The organism is Pseudomonas sp. S04, from assembly GCF_009834545.1.
GTDB lineage: Bacteria > Pseudomonadota > Gammaproteobacteria > Pseudomonadales > Pseudomonadaceae > Aquipseudomonas.
Genome location: NZ_CP019427.1, coordinates 1,817,199 through 1,831,861 on the forward strand (window position 1 = coordinate 1,817,199; position 14,663 = coordinate 1,831,861).

The 14,663-nt window shown below is 61.2% G+C and carries 13 protein-coding genes; 11 read left to right on the forward strand and 2 right to left on the reverse strand.

Translation table 11 applies throughout. From position 1 onward, the window contains the following. Positions 1-163 precede the first annotated feature (163 nt). From PspS04_RS08045 to PspS04_RS08055, 3 genes are read left to right on the forward strand one after another with little or no spacing between them, the layout of a single operon-like run. A complete protein-coding gene (locus PspS04_RS08045; protein WP_095167626.1) occupies positions 164-634 on the forward strand; it encodes a (2Fe-2S)-binding protein in 471 nt (156 codons plus the stop codon). Continuing rightward, positions 631-2,946, forward strand: coding sequence for a xanthine dehydrogenase family protein molybdopterin-binding subunit (locus tag PspS04_RS08050; protein ID WP_159994496.1), 2,316 nt, complete (start codon positions 631-633; stop codon positions 2,944-2,946). Before PspS04_RS08045 ends, PspS04_RS08050 begins: the two co-directional genes overlap by 4 nt. After that, positions 2,946-3,545, forward strand: coding sequence for a nucleotidyltransferase family protein (locus PspS04_RS08055; RefSeq protein WP_371917582.1), 600 nt, complete (start codon positions 2,946-2,948; stop codon positions 3,543-3,545). Before PspS04_RS08050 ends, PspS04_RS08055 begins: the two co-directional genes overlap by 1 nt. Positions 3,546-3,671: 126 nt before the next feature. Here the strand turns inward: PspS04_RS08055 and rne are convergent, their stop codons facing one another. Beyond that, positions 3,672-6,872 (reverse strand): ribonuclease E, encoded by a 3,201-nt coding sequence (gene rne / locus PspS04_RS08060; protein ID WP_442966623.1) that lies wholly within the window; start codon positions 6,870-6,872, stop codon positions 3,672-3,674. Between the two features lie 740 nt (positions 6,873-7,612). On the opposite strand from rne, the gene rluC reads away from it, so the two are divergent. Genes rluC through sppA form a run of 3 tightly spaced genes read left to right on the forward strand, consistent with a single transcriptional unit; the run spans position 7,613 to position 10,238 of the window. Further along, positions 7,613-8,575 carry a 23S rRNA pseudouridine(955/2504/2580) synthase RluC gene (gene rluC / locus PspS04_RS08065; protein ID WP_159994500.1) on the forward strand — a complete coding sequence of 321 codons (963 nt, stop codon included), beginning with the start codon at positions 7,613-7,615 and terminating at the stop codon, positions 8,573-8,575. Then, positions 8,562-9,227, forward strand: coding sequence for an HAD-IA family hydrolase (locus PspS04_RS08070; RefSeq protein WP_159994502.1), 666 nt, complete (start codon positions 8,562-8,564; stop codon positions 9,225-9,227). Before rluC ends, PspS04_RS08070 begins: the two co-directional genes overlap by 14 nt. A 21-nt stretch (positions 9,228-9,248) precedes the next feature. Continuing rightward, positions 9,249-10,238, forward strand: a complete 990-nt coding sequence (gene sppA / locus PspS04_RS08075) for a signal peptide peptidase SppA (protein WP_095167635.1) — start codon at positions 9,249-9,251, stop codon at positions 10,236-10,238. A gap of 114 nt (positions 10,239-10,352) precedes the next feature. On the opposite strand, the gene PspS04_RS08080 is transcribed toward sppA, so the two are convergent. Continuing rightward, complete coding sequence (locus PspS04_RS08080; RefSeq protein WP_159994504.1) at positions 10,353-10,931, reverse strand: Maf family protein; 579 nt, start codon at positions 10,929-10,931, stop codon at positions 10,353-10,355. Positions 10,932-11,036: 105 nt separating this feature from the next. On the opposite strand from PspS04_RS08080, the gene PspS04_RS08085 reads away from it, so the two are divergent. The 5 genes from PspS04_RS08085 (at position 11,037) to fabG (ending at position 14,598) form a co-directional block, all read left to right on the forward strand. After that, positions 11,037-11,564, forward strand: a complete 528-nt coding sequence (locus PspS04_RS08085) for a YceD family protein (RefSeq protein WP_008050439.1) — start codon at positions 11,037-11,039, stop codon at positions 11,562-11,564. Positions 11,565-11,577: 13 nt separating this feature from the next. Next, the gene (gene rpmF / locus PspS04_RS08090) at positions 11,578-11,760 is read left to right on the forward strand and encodes a 50S ribosomal protein L32 (RefSeq protein WP_003179396.1); all 183 of its coding nucleotides are present in this window, start codon (positions 11,578-11,580) and stop codon (positions 11,758-11,760) included. Positions 11,761-11,763: 3 nt separating this feature from the next. Further along, positions 11,764-12,774, forward strand: coding sequence for a phosphate acyltransferase PlsX (gene plsX / locus PspS04_RS08095; RefSeq protein WP_159994506.1), 1,011 nt, complete (start codon positions 11,764-11,766; stop codon positions 12,772-12,774). Positions 12,775-12,899: 125 nt separating this feature from the next. Then, positions 12,900-13,838: an ACP S-malonyltransferase gene (gene fabD / locus PspS04_RS08100; RefSeq protein ID WP_095167640.1), complete on the forward strand. Its 939-nt coding sequence runs from the start codon at positions 12,900-12,902 to the stop codon at positions 13,836-13,838. A gap of 16 nt (positions 13,839-13,854) precedes the next feature. Further along, positions 13,855-14,598, forward strand: coding sequence for a 3-oxoacyl-ACP reductase FabG (gene fabG, locus PspS04_RS08105; protein ID WP_095167642.1), 744 nt, complete (start codon positions 13,855-13,857; stop codon positions 14,596-14,598). Positions 14,599-14,663 lie beyond the last annotated feature (65 nt).

A 14,663-nucleotide genomic window follows, 5' to 3' on the forward strand; every position in this document is an offset into this window, starting at 1 on the left:
GTGAGCTTCTGACGATGTTTTCATTTTGCTCCACCGAAGGCCCGGTGAAGACCCATCTTCACAAGAGAGCCCATTAGCCTGAGTCGATCTGCGTGTTCCGAACCCTCGCTACAGCGCGGCAGATAACTCGGCCCCATAACCTCATGCATATGCGGGCGTGCCCATGATTACCCTGAAGCTCAATGGTCAAGACCATCAACTGGACGTCACCGAGGACATGCCGCTGCTCTGGGCGATCCGCGACGTTGCCGGTTACAGCGGCACCAAGTTTGGCTGTGGCATGGGCCTGTGCGGTGCGTGCACGATCCATATCGACGGTGCCCCGGCGCGCAGTTGCATCACCCCGATCGGTTCGGTGGTCGGCCAGGATATCGGTACTATCGACAACCTGCACCGCGATCCGCTCGGCCAACTGGTCCAGCAAGCCTGGCTTGATACGGCCGTGGCGCAGTGCGGATTCTGCCAGGGTGGCCAGATCATGTCGGCCACAGCATTGCTCAAGACCCATCCCAACCCCAGCGATGAGCAGATCGAGACCGCGATGGTCGGCAATATCTGCCGCTGTGGCACCTATAACCGGATCAAGACTGCAATCCGCCAGGTGGCGACTCATCTGCAGGAGGCCAAGGCATGAGCCGCTTACCCAGTGATTTTGTCCTGAGCAACCTCAGTCGACGCGGCTTTCTCAAGGGGGCAGGCGCCACCGGTGCGCTGGTGCTGGCAGCCAGTTGGGGGTGGCAGGAGGCGTTCGCCGAGGTCAAAAAGTTCGGTGCCGAGGGCATGCCCAACGGCTGGATCGATGACCCCAAGGTGTACGTCAGCATAGCCGCCGATGGCACGGTGACGGTGCTGTGCAACCGCTCGGAAATGGGCCAGGGCGTGCGCACCAGCTTGAGCATGGTGGTGGCCGATGAACTGGACGCCGACTGGGCCATGGTCAAGGTCCGCCAGGCGCCGGGCGATGAAGTACGTTTCGGCAACCAGGACACCGACGGTTCGCGCAGCATGCGCCACTGGTACGAGCCGATGCGCCGGTGTGGGGCCGCGGCGCGGAGCATGCTGGAGCAGGCGGCGGCCAATCAATGGCAAGTGCCGGTCGACGAATGCCGGGCGCAATTGCATACCGTCCGCCATCAGCCCAGTGGTCGTCAATTAGGCTACGGCGCGCTGGCCGAGGCGGCCGCTGCCTTGCCGGTACCGGCGCGAGAAAGCCTGCGGCTGAAGCAGCCGTCGGAGTTTCGTTACATCGGCAAGGAGTCGGTGCGTGCCATTGACGGCGAAGACATCGTCACCGGGCGGGCGGTCTACGGCGCCGATGTGCACTTCGAAGGTATGCTCTTTGCCACCGTAGCGCGGCCGGCGGTGTATGGCGGCACGGTCAAGTCCTTTGATGCCAGTGCGGCGCTGAAGGTGCCGGGGGTGGTCAAGGTGATGCAGATCGACAGTCGGCCGATTCCCTCCGAGTTCCAGCCGCTGGGCGGTGTGGCAGTGATTGCGAGCAATACCTGGGCGGCGATCAAGGGGCGCGAGGCGCTGAAAATTGTCTGGGCCGACGGCGCCAATGCCGCATATGACTCGCTTGCCTACCGCAAGGAGCTGGAGGCTGCTGCGCTCAAGCCGGGCAAGGTAGTGCGCAGCACCGGCAATATCGACGAGGCGCTGAACAGTGCCGACAGCAGCCTGGAAGCGTCCTATTACTTGCCTCACCTGGCACAGTCGCCAATGGAGCCGATGGTTGCCGTAGCGCGCTTCAAGGATGGCCAGTGCGAAGCCTGGGCGCCGAGCCAGGCCCCCCAGGTCACCCGTGAGCGCATCGCCGAACGCCTGGGCATACCGTTCGACAAGGTCAGGGTGAACGTCACCTTGCTCGGTGGTGGTTTCGGGCGCAAGTCCAAGCCGGACTTCATCCTCGAGGCGGCGATCCTGGCCCAGGCGTTTCCCGGCAAGGCGGTACGGGTGCAGTGGACCCGTGAAGACGATATCCACAACTCCTACTTCCATACGGTTTCGGCCGAATACCTCAAGGCCAGTCTCAATCAGGACGGCATGCCATCCGGCTGGCTGCACCGCACCGTGGCGCCGAGCATCACCGCGTTGTTCGCGCCGGGGATGAATCACGAAGCCGCTTTTGAGCTGGGCATGGGCTTCACCAACATGGCCTATGCGATTCCCAACGTGCGCCTGGAAAATCCCGCAGCCGCTGCCCATACCCGGGTCGGCTGGTATCGTTCGGTGTCGAACATTCCCCATGGTTTCGCCATCCAGAGCTTTGTCGACGAGCTGGCGCACAAGGCCGGCCAGGATCCGCTGAAGTACCAGATCAAGCTATTGGGGCCTGATAGGCAGATCGACCCGCGGACCTTGAGCGAGGAGTGGAACTACGGCGAATCCCCCGAACGTTACCCGATCGACACTGCGCGTCTGCGTGCGGTGCTGGAAACCGCCGCCCAGGCTGCCGGCTGGGGTCGCGAGTTGCCCAAGGGCCGTGGCCTGGGGCTGGCAGTGCACTACAGCTTCGTCACCTATGTGGCGGCAGTCATCGAAGTGGAGGTCGGGGATGACGGGACGCTGGTGGTGCACAAGGCGGATATCGCCGTCGATTGTGGTCCGCAGATCAATCCCGAGCGTATTCGCTCGCAGTTCGAGGGGGCCTGCGTGATGGGCCTGGGCAACGCGGTGCTGGGGGAGATCAGCTTCAAGGACGGCAAGGTCCAGCAAGACAACTTCCATATGTACGAGGTGGCACGCATGTCCCTGGCGCCAAAGGTGCTGGCGGTGCATCTGGTCACGCCACCGGGCAACGTGCCATTGGGTGGGGTCGGCGAGCCGGGCGTGCCACCGATTGCACCGGCCCTGTGCAATGCGATCTTTGCCGCGACTGGCAAGCGTATCCGCAGTTTGCCCGTGCGTTATCAGTTGCAAGGCTGGCAGCAGGAAAAGGCCTGATGGCGCGTGTGCAGCGCAATGTCGGCGCGATCATTCTCGCGGCAGGGCAGGGCAGTCGTTTTCGGCAAGTGGCCGGCGCCGACCAGGACAAGCTGCTGGCGCTGTGCAAAGGCCGCGATGGGGTTGTCCGGCCGGTGCTCGAGCATAGCCTGCGCAACTTGCCGGACAGCGTCCAGCCGCGCTGGTTGGTGACCACGCCGGACCGCGCCGAGGTCGCCCGGCTGGCCCGTGTCTACGGCTGCGAAGTGCTGTGGCTGGCATCGGCGGGCATGGGCGACAGCATCGCCGCGGCGGTGGCGGCCTGCCCAGGGCTGGAGGGCTGGCTGGTGGTGCTGGGAGATATGCCGTTTATCTTGCCGGCGAGTATTGATGAGGTGGTTGCCCAAGTGGCGGCCGATACCATCAGTGTGCCGGTGCAGGCGGGCGAGTTCGGCCACCCCGTGGGGTTTGGCGCATCGTTTGGCCCGGCGTTGATGGCCCTGTCCGGTGATCGTGGGGCCAAGCCGTTGTTTGCCACGGCCAAGGTGGTCGAGGTGGTGGTGAAGGATGGGGGTGTTCTGTGGGATGTGGATGTGCCACAGGCGCTGGTTTTTGGTTAGTCAGCCGGGTGATGCCTTTGTGGCTTGCCAGCGATGGACGTACCAACCTGGGAGCGGGCGCCGGTTCCCACGATAAAAAAAGCCCCGCCTGATTGCTCAGGCGGGGCTTTTTAGTGGCGGATGGAATCAGGCGAGGGGTTTAGGCTCGTGCTCTTTTTCCAGGGCCTCTGGGTGTTGCTCTACCACTTCTTCAACGGAACGCAGGTTTTCGTCGATGGCAGGGGCAGCAGGCTCGGCAGCAACTTCAGCGACCGGTGCAGCAGTGGCAGCCAGTTCGGCTTCCTTCTGCAGGCGCTCGGCTTCGCGCTTGCGGCGACGCACTTCACGTGGGTCGTTCGGCGCACGACCGTTTTCGGTCAGGACCGCAGCTGGCGCAGCTTCGACCACCGGGGCGGCAGCTTCAGCCACTACCGGGGCTTCAACTGGCGCTGGTTCGGCAGCCACGGGGGCTGGCTCGGCAACCACTTCGGCAACCGGTGCCACAACCTCGGCAGCCACGGCCTCAACTACTGCTGGCTCAGCTACCCAGTTAAAGGCGGTCTGCTCTTCGCGGGCTTCAGGCGCCTGTTCGGCGACTGGTGCTTCGAAAGCAGGTGCTTCAACCACCACAGGGGCTTCGACAACGGCCTCTACAGCGACAGGTGCTTCAACCACTGTTTCGGCTTCAGCCGCTACTTGCGGTTGTGCTTCAACAGTCTGGGCTTCAACCGCCGGAGCCACTTCTACAGCAGGAGCGGCTGGCGCTTCGACTGGAGTGGTGGCTTCCACGACTGGCGCTTCAACCTGAGCGGTTGGCTGAACAACTTCTTCAGTCACGGCGGCGGTTGCACGTTCAGCTTGCTGATGAGCCTCGGCTTCGGCTGGAGCACTGATCACGGTGCTGGCAACAGCGGCGGTCACGGCCAGGCCGGCAGCCAGTTCTGCGCCCGTAGGCTCTTCGCTGCCTTCGGACTCTTCCGAGCCTTCGATCACATTGCCATTGGCATCACGTTGACGCTCACGACGGTTGCTGCGGCGACGCTGGCCACGGGAGCGGCGGCGTGGACGATCGCCTTCGGCGTTGTCCTGGCCATCTTCCGGCAGTTGCTCTTCGCTAGTAACCAGTTCTTCTTCTTCGGCAACCGGGGCAGCAGCTTGTTCGGCGCGTGGTTGACGCTCTTCACGCGGCGGACGCGGTGCACGCTCTTCGCGCGGCTGGCGAGCCGGGCGCTCTTCAGCGACGGCGCTAGCAGCAACAGCAACGGCGGCAGCGGGTGCGGCATCCAGAGGTTCACGCAGTTCGCGCACTGGGCGGTCTTCACGATCGCCACGTGGCTTGCGCTCTTCACGTGGTGGACGTGGAGCACGCTCTTCGCGTGGGGCGCGAGGTGCGCGTTCTTCGCGAGCGACGGTCGGGGTCTCTTCACGGGCTTCGCGTGGTTGACGCTCTTCGCGTGGCTCACGTGGAGCGCGCTCTTCACGCGGTGCACGTTCTTCGCGTGGCTTGCGTTCTTCATCGCGGCGACCGTTACGGTTGCGGCTCTGCTGACGACCGTTGCGACGCTCTTCGTTGCGGGCTGGACGCTCGGCGGCAGGTTTTTCAACCACGACCGGAGCGGCTGGCTCTTCCTTGGTGGCGAACAGGCTGACCAGCGACTTCACCAGGCCCTTGAACAGGCTTGGCTCTGGTACGGCAGCCGGAGCGACTACCGGGGCAGCAGCGACTTCAATCGGCACCGGTGCGTTGGCACGGGCGGGTGCAGTCTTCACGGCAGCTTCCTGGCGAACCAGGGTGCGGGTGGCGGCGGCCGGTTGCACTTCTTCCACTTCAGCCGCAGCAGCTGCGATTTCGTAGCTGGACTGGTTGGTGTGGGCTTCCGGGCTGTCATCGCGCAGGCGCTGCACTTCGAAGTGCGGCGTCTCGAGGTGATCGTTCGGCAGGATGACGATGCGGGCACGGGTGCGCAGTTCGATCTTGGTGATCGAGTTGCGTTTTTCGTTGAGCAGGAACGCTGCCACCGGGATCGGCACCTGGGCGCGAACTTCGGCGGTACGGTCTTTCAGGGCTTCTTCTTCGATCAGGCGCAGGATCGCCAGCGACAGCGATTCAACGTCACGGATGATGCCGGTACCGTTGCAACGCGGGCAGACGATGCCGCTGCTTTCGCCGAGAGACGGACGCAGGCGCTGACGGGACATTTCCAGCAGGCCGAAGCGCGAGATGCGACCGACTTGTACGCGAGCGCGGTCGGCTTCCAGGCATTCGCGGACTTTCTCTTCCACGGCGCGCTGGTTCTTGGCAGGGGTCATGTCGATGAAGTCGATGACGATCAGGCCGCCGATGTCGCGCAGGCGCAACTGACGGGCGATTTCTTCAGCGGCTTCAAGGTTGGTCTGCAGAGCGGTTTCTTCGATGTCGCTGCCTTTGGTGGCGCGCGCCGAGTTGATGTCGATGGACACCAGGGCTTCGGTCGGATCGATGACGATGGAACCGCCGGAAGGCAGTTCGACAACGCGCTGGAATGCGGTTTCGATCTGGCTTTCGATCTGGAAACGGTTGAACAGCGGCACGCTGTCTTCGTACAGCTTGATCTTGCTGGCGTACTGCGGCATCACCTGGCGGATGAAGGTCAGGGCTTCGTCCTGGGCTTCAACGCTGTCGATCAGCACTTCGCCGATGTCCTGGCGCAGGTAGTCGCGGATCGCGCGGATGATCACGTTGCTTTCCTGGTAGATCAGGAACGGCGCGGAACGGTCCAGCGAAGCTTCTTTGATGGCGGTCCAGAGTTGCAGCAGGTAGTCGAGGTCCCACTGCATTTCTTCGCTGCTGCGGCCAAGGCCGGCAGTGCGCACGATCAGACCCATGTCAGCCGGGGCAACCAGGCCGTTCAGGGCTTCACGCAGTTCGTTGCGCTCTTCACCTTCGATGCGACGGGAGATACCGCCGGCACGTGGGTTGTTCGGCATCAGCACCAGGTAACGACCGGCCAGGCTGATGAAGGTGGTCAGGGCTGCGCCCTTGTTGCCACGTTCTTCTTTTTCGACCTGAACGATGACTTCCTGGCCTTCGCTCAGGACGTCCTTGATATTGACGCGGCCTTCAGGCGCTTTCTTGAAGTATTCGCGGGAGATTTCTTTGAGGGGCAGGAAGCCGTGGCGCTCAGAGCCGAAATCGACAAAGGCAGCCTCAAGGCTTGGTTCGATGCGAGTAATCCGGCCTTTATAGATGTTGGCCTTCTTCTGCTCGCGTGCACCGGATTCGATGTCCAGGTCGTAGAGGCGCTGGCCATCTACCAGTGCAACACGCAACTCTTCGGGTTGAGTTGCGTTAATCAGCATTCTTTTCATGTAGTACCGTCGGTTTCCGGGCTGCCGGAAACGGCGTTCGGCACACACGACTTCTCACGGTCGGTGTCAGGTGCGTCGGGAGTGGTTGGCCATTCCCGTGTCTAGCGAAGTCCGGCCAATGTGGGCCTTCATCGCGACGTACGCGTCCTGCTTGCTGTGGCTACTTAAGCACTCAGTCAGGAGGAGGAATCAACCGGCGACTGTGGACGAGATGAAGCGTCTAAATATAAGCCTAGTGCTACACGGTCCGACGGTTGTGCATCTCCACCCTACACGTATCCCTGATAATTCGGGTGCTGCCGCGCGCAGAATCCGCAGCGGGTTGGCATTTACCGTGTTCTCCAATGGGGAGTCCACGCTCATGGCTACACAAGACTGGGTGAAAGCTGTTTGGCTGGCTCCCAGCTTGTAACAGGCGTTGTTTCCGAAACTCTCGACCCAGGTGTGATTCGGGACTGACTGCACTTTGTGAACTGGCCGTAAATATCGGCGCAACAGACGAGTGGTACTCTGTTTGTTGCACTCGCTTCAGGCCTCATGTCACCTGCGCTTGTTACAATCACGAACCTTCCAGAAGATGCGAAAGCCCCGTAGGACGGCCTCGCGTCCTGATGAATTGCGTTGGTCAGGGCCGGCAACTTGCCGTTTGTCCTCTGTCCAGCCGCTTTTGGCGGCGTTCGCGACTATAGCAGCAATGATTAAGTGCTTCAATTCCATAAAAAATTGTTATCATTCGCGGCATGACGACTACTGCCCCCCCGACCCCAGCCGTACAACTGCTGGAGGTCTCGCCGGAATATGCCGGCCAACGAATTGACAACTTCCTTCTTGCTCGGCTCAAAGGCGTGCCCAAGACCTTGATTTACCGCATTTTGCGTAAAGGCGAAGTGCGCGTGAACAAAGGTCGGATCAAGCCCGAGTACAAGCTGCAGGCGGGCGACATCGTGCGCGTGCCGCCGGTGCGTGTGCCGGAGCGTGACGAGCCAGTGCCCCTGGCCCAGGGGTTGTTGCAACGCCTGGAAGCCTCGATTGTCTTTGAAGACAAGGCGCTGATCGTGATCAACAAGCCTTGCGGCATTGCGGTCCACGGTGGCAGCGGCTTGACCTTTGGGGTGATTGAAGCCTTTCGTCAGTTGCGTCCCGATTGCAAGGAGCTCGAGCTGGTCCACCGTCTCGACCGTGACACCTCTGGCCTGCTAATGATCGCCAAGAAACGCAGCATGTTGCGTCACTTGCACACGGCATTGCGCGGCGATGGCATCGACAAGCGCTACATGGCGCTGGTTCGCGGCAACTGGGCGAGCTCGATCAAGCAAGTCCGGGCGCCGCTCGGCAAGAGCAATCTGCGCTCCGGTGAGCGCATGGTCGAGGTCGACGAGGAGGAGGGCAAGGAGTCCGTGACCGTATTCAAGGTCCTGCGTCGCTTTGGCGACTTTGCCACCCTGATCGAAGCCAAGCCGATTACCGGCCGGACTCACCAGATCCGCGTCCACACCTTGCACGCCGGGCACTGCATTGCTGGCGATACCAAGTACGGCGAGGAAGGTTTCTCCAAGGAGATTCGCGATCTGGGTGGCAAGCGATTGTTCCTCCATGCCTACATGCTGACCGTGCCGCTGCCCGATGGCGGTGAGTTGAAGTTGCAGGCGCCAGTGGACGAAATGTGGGCCAAGACCGTGGAGCGCCTGAGTGCACCCCTCTGATTGCAAGCTACTGATTTTCGATTGGGACGGGACACTGGCCGATTCCATTGGTCGGATCGTCGAGGCGATGCACGTCGCGTCTGAACGCTCGGGTTTTGCGCTGTGCAGCGATCTGGCGGTCAAGGGCATTATCGGGCTGGGTTTGCCAGAGGCGATTCGCACCTTGTATCCGCAAATCGGTGATGCCGAGCTGGTGGCGTTTCGTCAGCATTATGCCGATCACTACATAGCGCTGGAGGCCGAGCCTTCGCCGTTGTTCGAGGGCGTGCTCGAGTCGCTTGAGGCGTTCCGCGCCGAGGGCTATCAGTTGGCCGTAGCCACTGGCAAGGCGCGTCGTGGCCTGGATCGGGTGCTGAAGTCCCATGGCTGGGAAGATTATTTTGATATCACCCGCGCCGCCGACGAAACCGCTAGCAAGCCGCACCCCTTGATGCTCGAGCAGATCCTGGCGCATTGCGCGGTCGGGCCTGGGCAGGCGCTGATGGTGGGGGATTCGTCGTTCGATCTGCAGATGGCTCGCAATGCCGGGATGGCGTCTGTGGCAGTCAGCTATGGCGCGCAATCCATAGAGGCGCTGCGTGCGTACGAGCCTTGCCTGGCCATTGATCATTTTTCGCAATTGCATGCCTGGCTGGGTCAGCGGGCCAATTAAGTTTGGGTTGGGGTAGATGCAATGACTGACGAATGGAAGGCGCCTGTCAAAGCCAGTGCTGAAGACGGCGAAGACAAAAGCTGGAAACTGCTGGAAAAAACCCTGCTGGCCGGGGTGCAGGAGCAGCGTCGCTCGCGGCGTTGGGGGATTTTCTTCAAGTTGTTGACCTTTGTGTACCTGATTGTCGCGTTGATCCTGTTCACGCCGCTGATGGACATTGAAAAGAGCGCGACGCGCGGCTCGGGCTACACCGCATTGATCGAGATCACTGGGGTGATTGCCGATAAAGAGCCGGCCAGTGCCGACAATATCGTCGGCAGCCTGCGTGCGGCGTTCGAGGATGCCAAGGTCAAGGGTGTCGTGCTGCGGATCAACAGCCCTGGCGGCAGTCCGGTGCAGTCCGGCTACGTTTATGACGAAATTGTGCGCTTGCGCGCCTTGCACCCGCAAATCAAGGTTTATGCGGTGATTTCCGACCTGGGCGCCTCGGGTGCCTACTACATTGCCAGCGCTGCGGACCAGATCTATGCCGACAAGGCCAGTCTGGTGGGTTCCATTGGTGTCACAGCGGCCGGCTATGGCTTTGTAGGTACCATGGAGAAGCTGGGTGTCGAGCGGCGTACCTACACCTCGGGTGAGCACAAGTCGTTCCTCGATCCGTTCCAGCCGCAAAAACCGGAAGAAACCAAATTCTGGCAGAGCGTGCTGGATACCACTCATCAGCAGTTCATCGCCAGCGTGAAGAAAGGGCGTGGTGATCGGCTCAAGGACAAAGATCATCCGGAGCTGTTTTCCGGGCTGGTCTGGTCGGGCGAGCAGGCATTGCCGCTGGGCTTGATCGATGGCCTGGGCAGTGCCAGTTCGGTGGCGCGGGACGTGATCGGTGAGAAAGAGCTGGTGGACTTCACCATCCAGGAATCGCCGTTCGATCGCTTCTCGAAAAAGCTCGGCGCCAGTGTGGCCGAACAGTTGGCCATGTGGATGGGCTTTCACGGCCCCGCCTTGCGCTGATTGCTGTGCGAGATAAAAAAACCGGCCTGCGTGGCCGGTTTTTTTATGGTCTGTAGCAGCTGCCGAGCCCGCGAGGCTGCGTTCGAGGACGCAGTCCTCGCCGGGTGCGAGCTGCTACGGGATCTGCACGCCTTCGGCCAGTAGCATGTCTACCAGGCGAATCAGCGGCAGGCCGATCAGGCTGGTGGCGTCCGGGCCTTCGGTGCGTTGGAACAGGATTACCCCCAATCCTTCGGCCTTGAAGCTGCCAGCGCAGTCGTAGGGCTGCTCTGCGCGCAGGTAGCGCTCCACGCTTGCTGGGTCGAGCGTGCGCATGTGGACGGTAAAGGGGATGCAGTCGAGCTGGCAGTGGCCGCTCTGGCTGTTGAGCAGGGCCAGGCCGGTGAGGAAGGTCACGCTGGCACCGCTGGCGGCCAGCAGTTGTTCGCGGGCCTTGTCGAAGGTGTGGGGCTTGCCGATGATCTTGCCGTCGAGTACCGCGACCTGGTCCGAGCCGATGATCAGATGCCCCGGATGGCTGGCGGCCAGTGCCTGGGCCTTGGCTTGTGCCAGGCGCCTGACCAGCTCGGTGGCGGACTCGCCCGCCAGTGGGCTTTCGTCGATATCCGGGGAGCTGCAGGTAAAAGGCAACTGCAGGCGAGCCAGTAATTCGCGGCGATAAACCGAGCTTGAAGCGAGTAATAAAGGCAACATAGGGCTCTCCAGAAGTCAGTCGCAAATTCTAGCGGGGCCTGCAAGTGACGGACAGGACTGAATTTCCTTTGACAAGGGCGGGTGCATCCCTATAATGCTGCGCCTATGTTGAATGACCCGATTCCACCTCACGTTGACCCGCGCAAATTGGCTGATCGTGGCACCACCCTTCAAGGTGAAATGCTGCTGGCCGATTTGGAGAGACTCTGCGACCCGCTTTCCGACAATGTCGGTACGGTGCAGGCTAAATTCGTTTTTGAACGAGATGAACGTAAATCTGTGGTGATCCACAGCTTTATCGACACCGAGGTCAAAATGGTTTGCCAGCGTTGTCTTGAGCTGGTCACCCTGCCGATTCACAGCGAATGCAGTTATGCTGTGGTAAAGGAGGGTGCGAATACCCAGTCGTTGCCGAAAGGTTATGACGTGCTGGAACTGGGCGAAGATCCTTTGGATCTGCAGTCACTGATCGAGGAGGAGCTTTTGCTCGCCTTGCCCATTGTGCCTGCTCATCATCCGGAAGAATGCCAGCAGCCGGCGGGTCTCGATGAGCCCGAACCGAGCGAGGACGAGGTAACGCGGTCCAACCCGTTCAGTGTATTGGCGCAGTTAAAGCGTGACCCAAACGTTTAGGAGTTAATCAATTATGGCTGTTCAGCAGAACAAAAAATCCCGCTCCGCCCGTGACATGCGTCGTTCGCACGACGCTCTCGAGGCAAGCACTCTGTCCGTAGAAAAGACCACTGGTGAAGTTCACCTGCGTCACCACGTATCGCCAGAAGGCGTATACCGTGGCCGTAAAGTGATCGACAAGGGCGCTGACGAGTAATCCTTGTCCGCTCAAGTCATCGCGATTGACGCAATGGGCGGGGACTTCGGTCCCCGCAGCATTGTTCAGGCCAGCCTTGCTTGCCTGTCTGCTACGCCCTCGCTACACCTGACCCTCGTCGGTCAACCCTCCCTTCTTGAAGAACTGATCGCTGGCCAATCGGCTGTGGATCGCGCGCGCCTGTCGATTGCTCCGGCGTCTGAAGTCATCACCATGGACGAAAAGCCTGCCCAGGCCCTGCGTGGCAAGCCCGATTCGTCGATGCGCGTGGCGTTGGAGTTGCTGCGTGAAGGCAAGGCCCAGGCCTGTGTCAGTGCCGGCAACACCGGCGCGCTGATGGCGTTGTCGCGGTTCGTGCTCAAGACGTTGCCGGGTATCGATCGGCCAGCGATGGTCGCGGCGATCCCGACACAAAAGGGTTACTGTCAGTTACTGGACCTGGGGGCTAACGTCGATTGCAGTGCCGAGCACCTGTTCCAGTTCGCGGTGATGGGTTCGGTGGCGGCCGAGACGCTGGGGATCGCCCGGCCCCGGGTGGCGTTGTTGAATATCGGCACCGAGGACATCAAGGGCAATCAGCAGGTCAAGCTTGCGGCGACCCTGTTGCAAGGTGCCCGGGGCCTGAACTACATCGGTTTTGTCGAGGGTGACGGCCTGTATCGGGGTGAGGCGGATGTGGTGGTCTGTGATGGTTTTGTCGGCAACATCCTGCTCAAGTCCAGCGAAGGCCTGGCGACCATGATTGCCGGGCGTATCGAGGCCTTGTTCAAGCAGAATCTTGCATCAAGGATGGTCGGGGCCCTGGCCTTGCCCTTGATGAAGCGTTTGCAGGCTGACCTGGCGCCCGCCCGGCACAACGGCGCGAGCTTCCTCGGGTTGCAGGGGATCGTGGTCAAGAGCCACGGTTCAGCTGGCGTGCAGGGCTTTCAGAGTGCGATCCAGCGAGCCTTGATCGAGATCCAGGAGAATCTGCCGCAGCGACTCCATGGGCGTCTCGAGGATTTGCTGCTTTAGGCATTTTCGTCGGACAATGCTTAAATGTGACCGCTCAGTTCAATTGGCCATCCAACTGTCAGTTTCTTGCGTCCCCACAGCGGGGCGTCAACTCTCCGACGACAAGATCATTAGGGGCTTGTTACATGTCTGCTTCCCTCGCATTCGTCTTTCCAGGACAGGGTTCGCAGTCCCTCGGCATGCTGGCCGAGTTGGGCGCGCAATATCCGCTGATCCTCGAAACATTCAAAGAAGCTTCCGATGCTCTGGGTTACGACCTGTGGGCACTGACCCAGCAAGGGCCGGAAGAGCAGCTCAATCAAACCGACAAGACCCAGCCGGCCATCCTCACTGCCTCGATCGCCCTGTGGCGCCTGTGGCTGGCTGAAGGCGGTGCGCGTCCGGCTTATGTGGCCGGTCACAGCCTGGGCGAATACAGTGCCCTGGTCGCGGCAGGCAGCCTGAGTCTGGGCGACGCCGTGAAGCTGGTCGAACGTCGTGGTCAACTGATGCAGCAAGCCGTTCCGGCCGGGCAGGGTGCCATGGCGGCGATTCTCGGCCTGGACGACGCTGACGTGCTGGCGGCCTGTGCCGAAGCGGCGCAAGGCGAGGTGGTCAGCGCGGTCAACTTCAACTCCCCGGGCCAGGTGGTGATCGCCGGTGCCAAGGCGGCCGTCGAGCGTGCCATCGAAGGCTGCAAGGCGCGGGGTGCCAAGCGCGCCATGCCGTTGCCGGTCAGCGTGCCGTCGCACTGTGAGCTGATGCGTCCTGCGGCCGAGCAGTTTGCCGAGTCCGTCGCTGCGATTGACTGGCAGGCCCCGCAGATTCCAGTGGTGCAGAACGTCAGCGCACAAGTGCCGGCCGATCTGCAAACCCTCAAGCGTGATCTGCTCGAGCAATTGTTCAAGCCAGTACGCTGGGTCGAGTCCGTACAGGCGCTGGCGGCCAAGGGCGCGACCAATCTGGTCGAGTGCGGCCCGGGCAAAGTCCTGGCCGGCCTGAACAAGCGTTGCGCCGAAGGCGTGTCGACATCCAACCTCAATACCCCAGACGCCTTCGCTGCCACCCGTGCAGCGTTGGCCTGAATCAGGAGAAGCTTGCATGAGTCTGCAAGGTAAAGTTGCACTGGTCACCGGTGCGAGCCGTGGCATCGGCCAGGCTATCGCCCTGGAATTGGGTCGTCAGGGCGCCATCGTGGTGGGTACCGCTACTTCCGCCGCAGGTGCCGAGCGCATTGCCGCCACCCTGAAGGAAAATGGTATTCAAGGCACGGGCCTGGAACTCAACGTCACTAGCGACGAGTCCGTGGCCAGTGTTCTTGCGAGCATCCAGGAGCAATTCGGTGCGCCGGCGATCCTGGTCAATAACGCCGGTATCACCCGCGATAACCTGATGATGCGGATGAAAGATGACGAATGGCATGACGTCGTCGATACCAACCTGAACAGTCTGTTCCGCCTGTCCAAGGGCGTTTTGCGCGGCATGACCAAGGCGCGTTGGGGTCGAATTATCAGTATTGGTTCGGTTGTGGGTGCCATGGGCAACGCAGGCCAAGTAAACTATGCAGCCGCCAAGGCAGGTCTGGAAGGTTTCAGTCGCGCTTTGGCCCGTGAAGTGGGCTCGCGCTCGATTACGGTCAACTCGGTGGCTCCTGGGTTCATCGACACCGATATGACCCGCGAACTGCCTGAAGCGCAGCGTGAAGCCCTGCAGACACAAATTCCGCTGGGTCGTCTGGGGCAAGCTCAAGAGATCGCGTCTGTGGTCGCTTTTCTTGCGTCGGACGGTGCGGCTTACGTTACTGGGGCTACAATCCCGGTGAACGGCGGGATGTACATGAGTTAAATGTGACGGATCGCTTCAAAAAAATGTCATACGAGCTGTCTAAAATCCGTTATAAAGCTGCAATC

Coding starts and splice junctions, on each gene's coding strand:
- PspS04_RS08045 (WP_095167626.1), top strand. CDS start 164: ATGATTACCCTGAAGCTCAATGGTCAAGACCATCAACTGGACGTCACC.
- PspS04_RS08050 (WP_159994496.1), top strand. CDS start 631: ATGAGCCGCTTACCCAGTGATTTTGTCCTGAGCAACCTCAGTCGACGC.
- PspS04_RS08055 (WP_371917582.1), top strand. CDS start 2,946: ATGGCGCGTGTGCAGCGCAATGTCGGCGCGATCATTCTCGCGGCAGGG.
- rne (WP_442966623.1), bottom strand. CDS start 6,872: ATGAAAAGAATGCTGATTAACGCAACTCAACCCGAAGAGTTGCGTGTT.
- rluC (WP_159994500.1), top strand. CDS start 7,613: ATGACGACTACTGCCCCCCCGACCCCAGCCGTACAACTGCTGGAGGTC.
- sppA (WP_095167635.1), top strand. CDS start 9,249: ATGACTGACGAATGGAAGGCGCCTGTCAAAGCCAGTGCTGAAGACGGC.
- PspS04_RS08080 (WP_159994504.1), bottom strand. CDS start 10,931: ATGTTGCCTTTATTACTCGCTTCAAGCTCGGTTTATCGCCGCGAATTA.
- PspS04_RS08085 (WP_008050439.1), top strand. CDS start 11,037: ATGTTGAATGACCCGATTCCACCTCACGTTGACCCGCGCAAATTGGCT.
- rpmF (WP_003179396.1), top strand. CDS start 11,578: ATGGCTGTTCAGCAGAACAAAAAATCCCGCTCCGCCCGTGACATGCGT.
- fabD (WP_095167640.1), top strand. CDS start 12,900: ATGTCTGCTTCCCTCGCATTCGTCTTTCCAGGACAGGGTTCGCAGTCC.
- fabG (WP_095167642.1), top strand. CDS start 13,855: ATGAGTCTGCAAGGTAAAGTTGCACTGGTCACCGGTGCGAGCCGTGGC.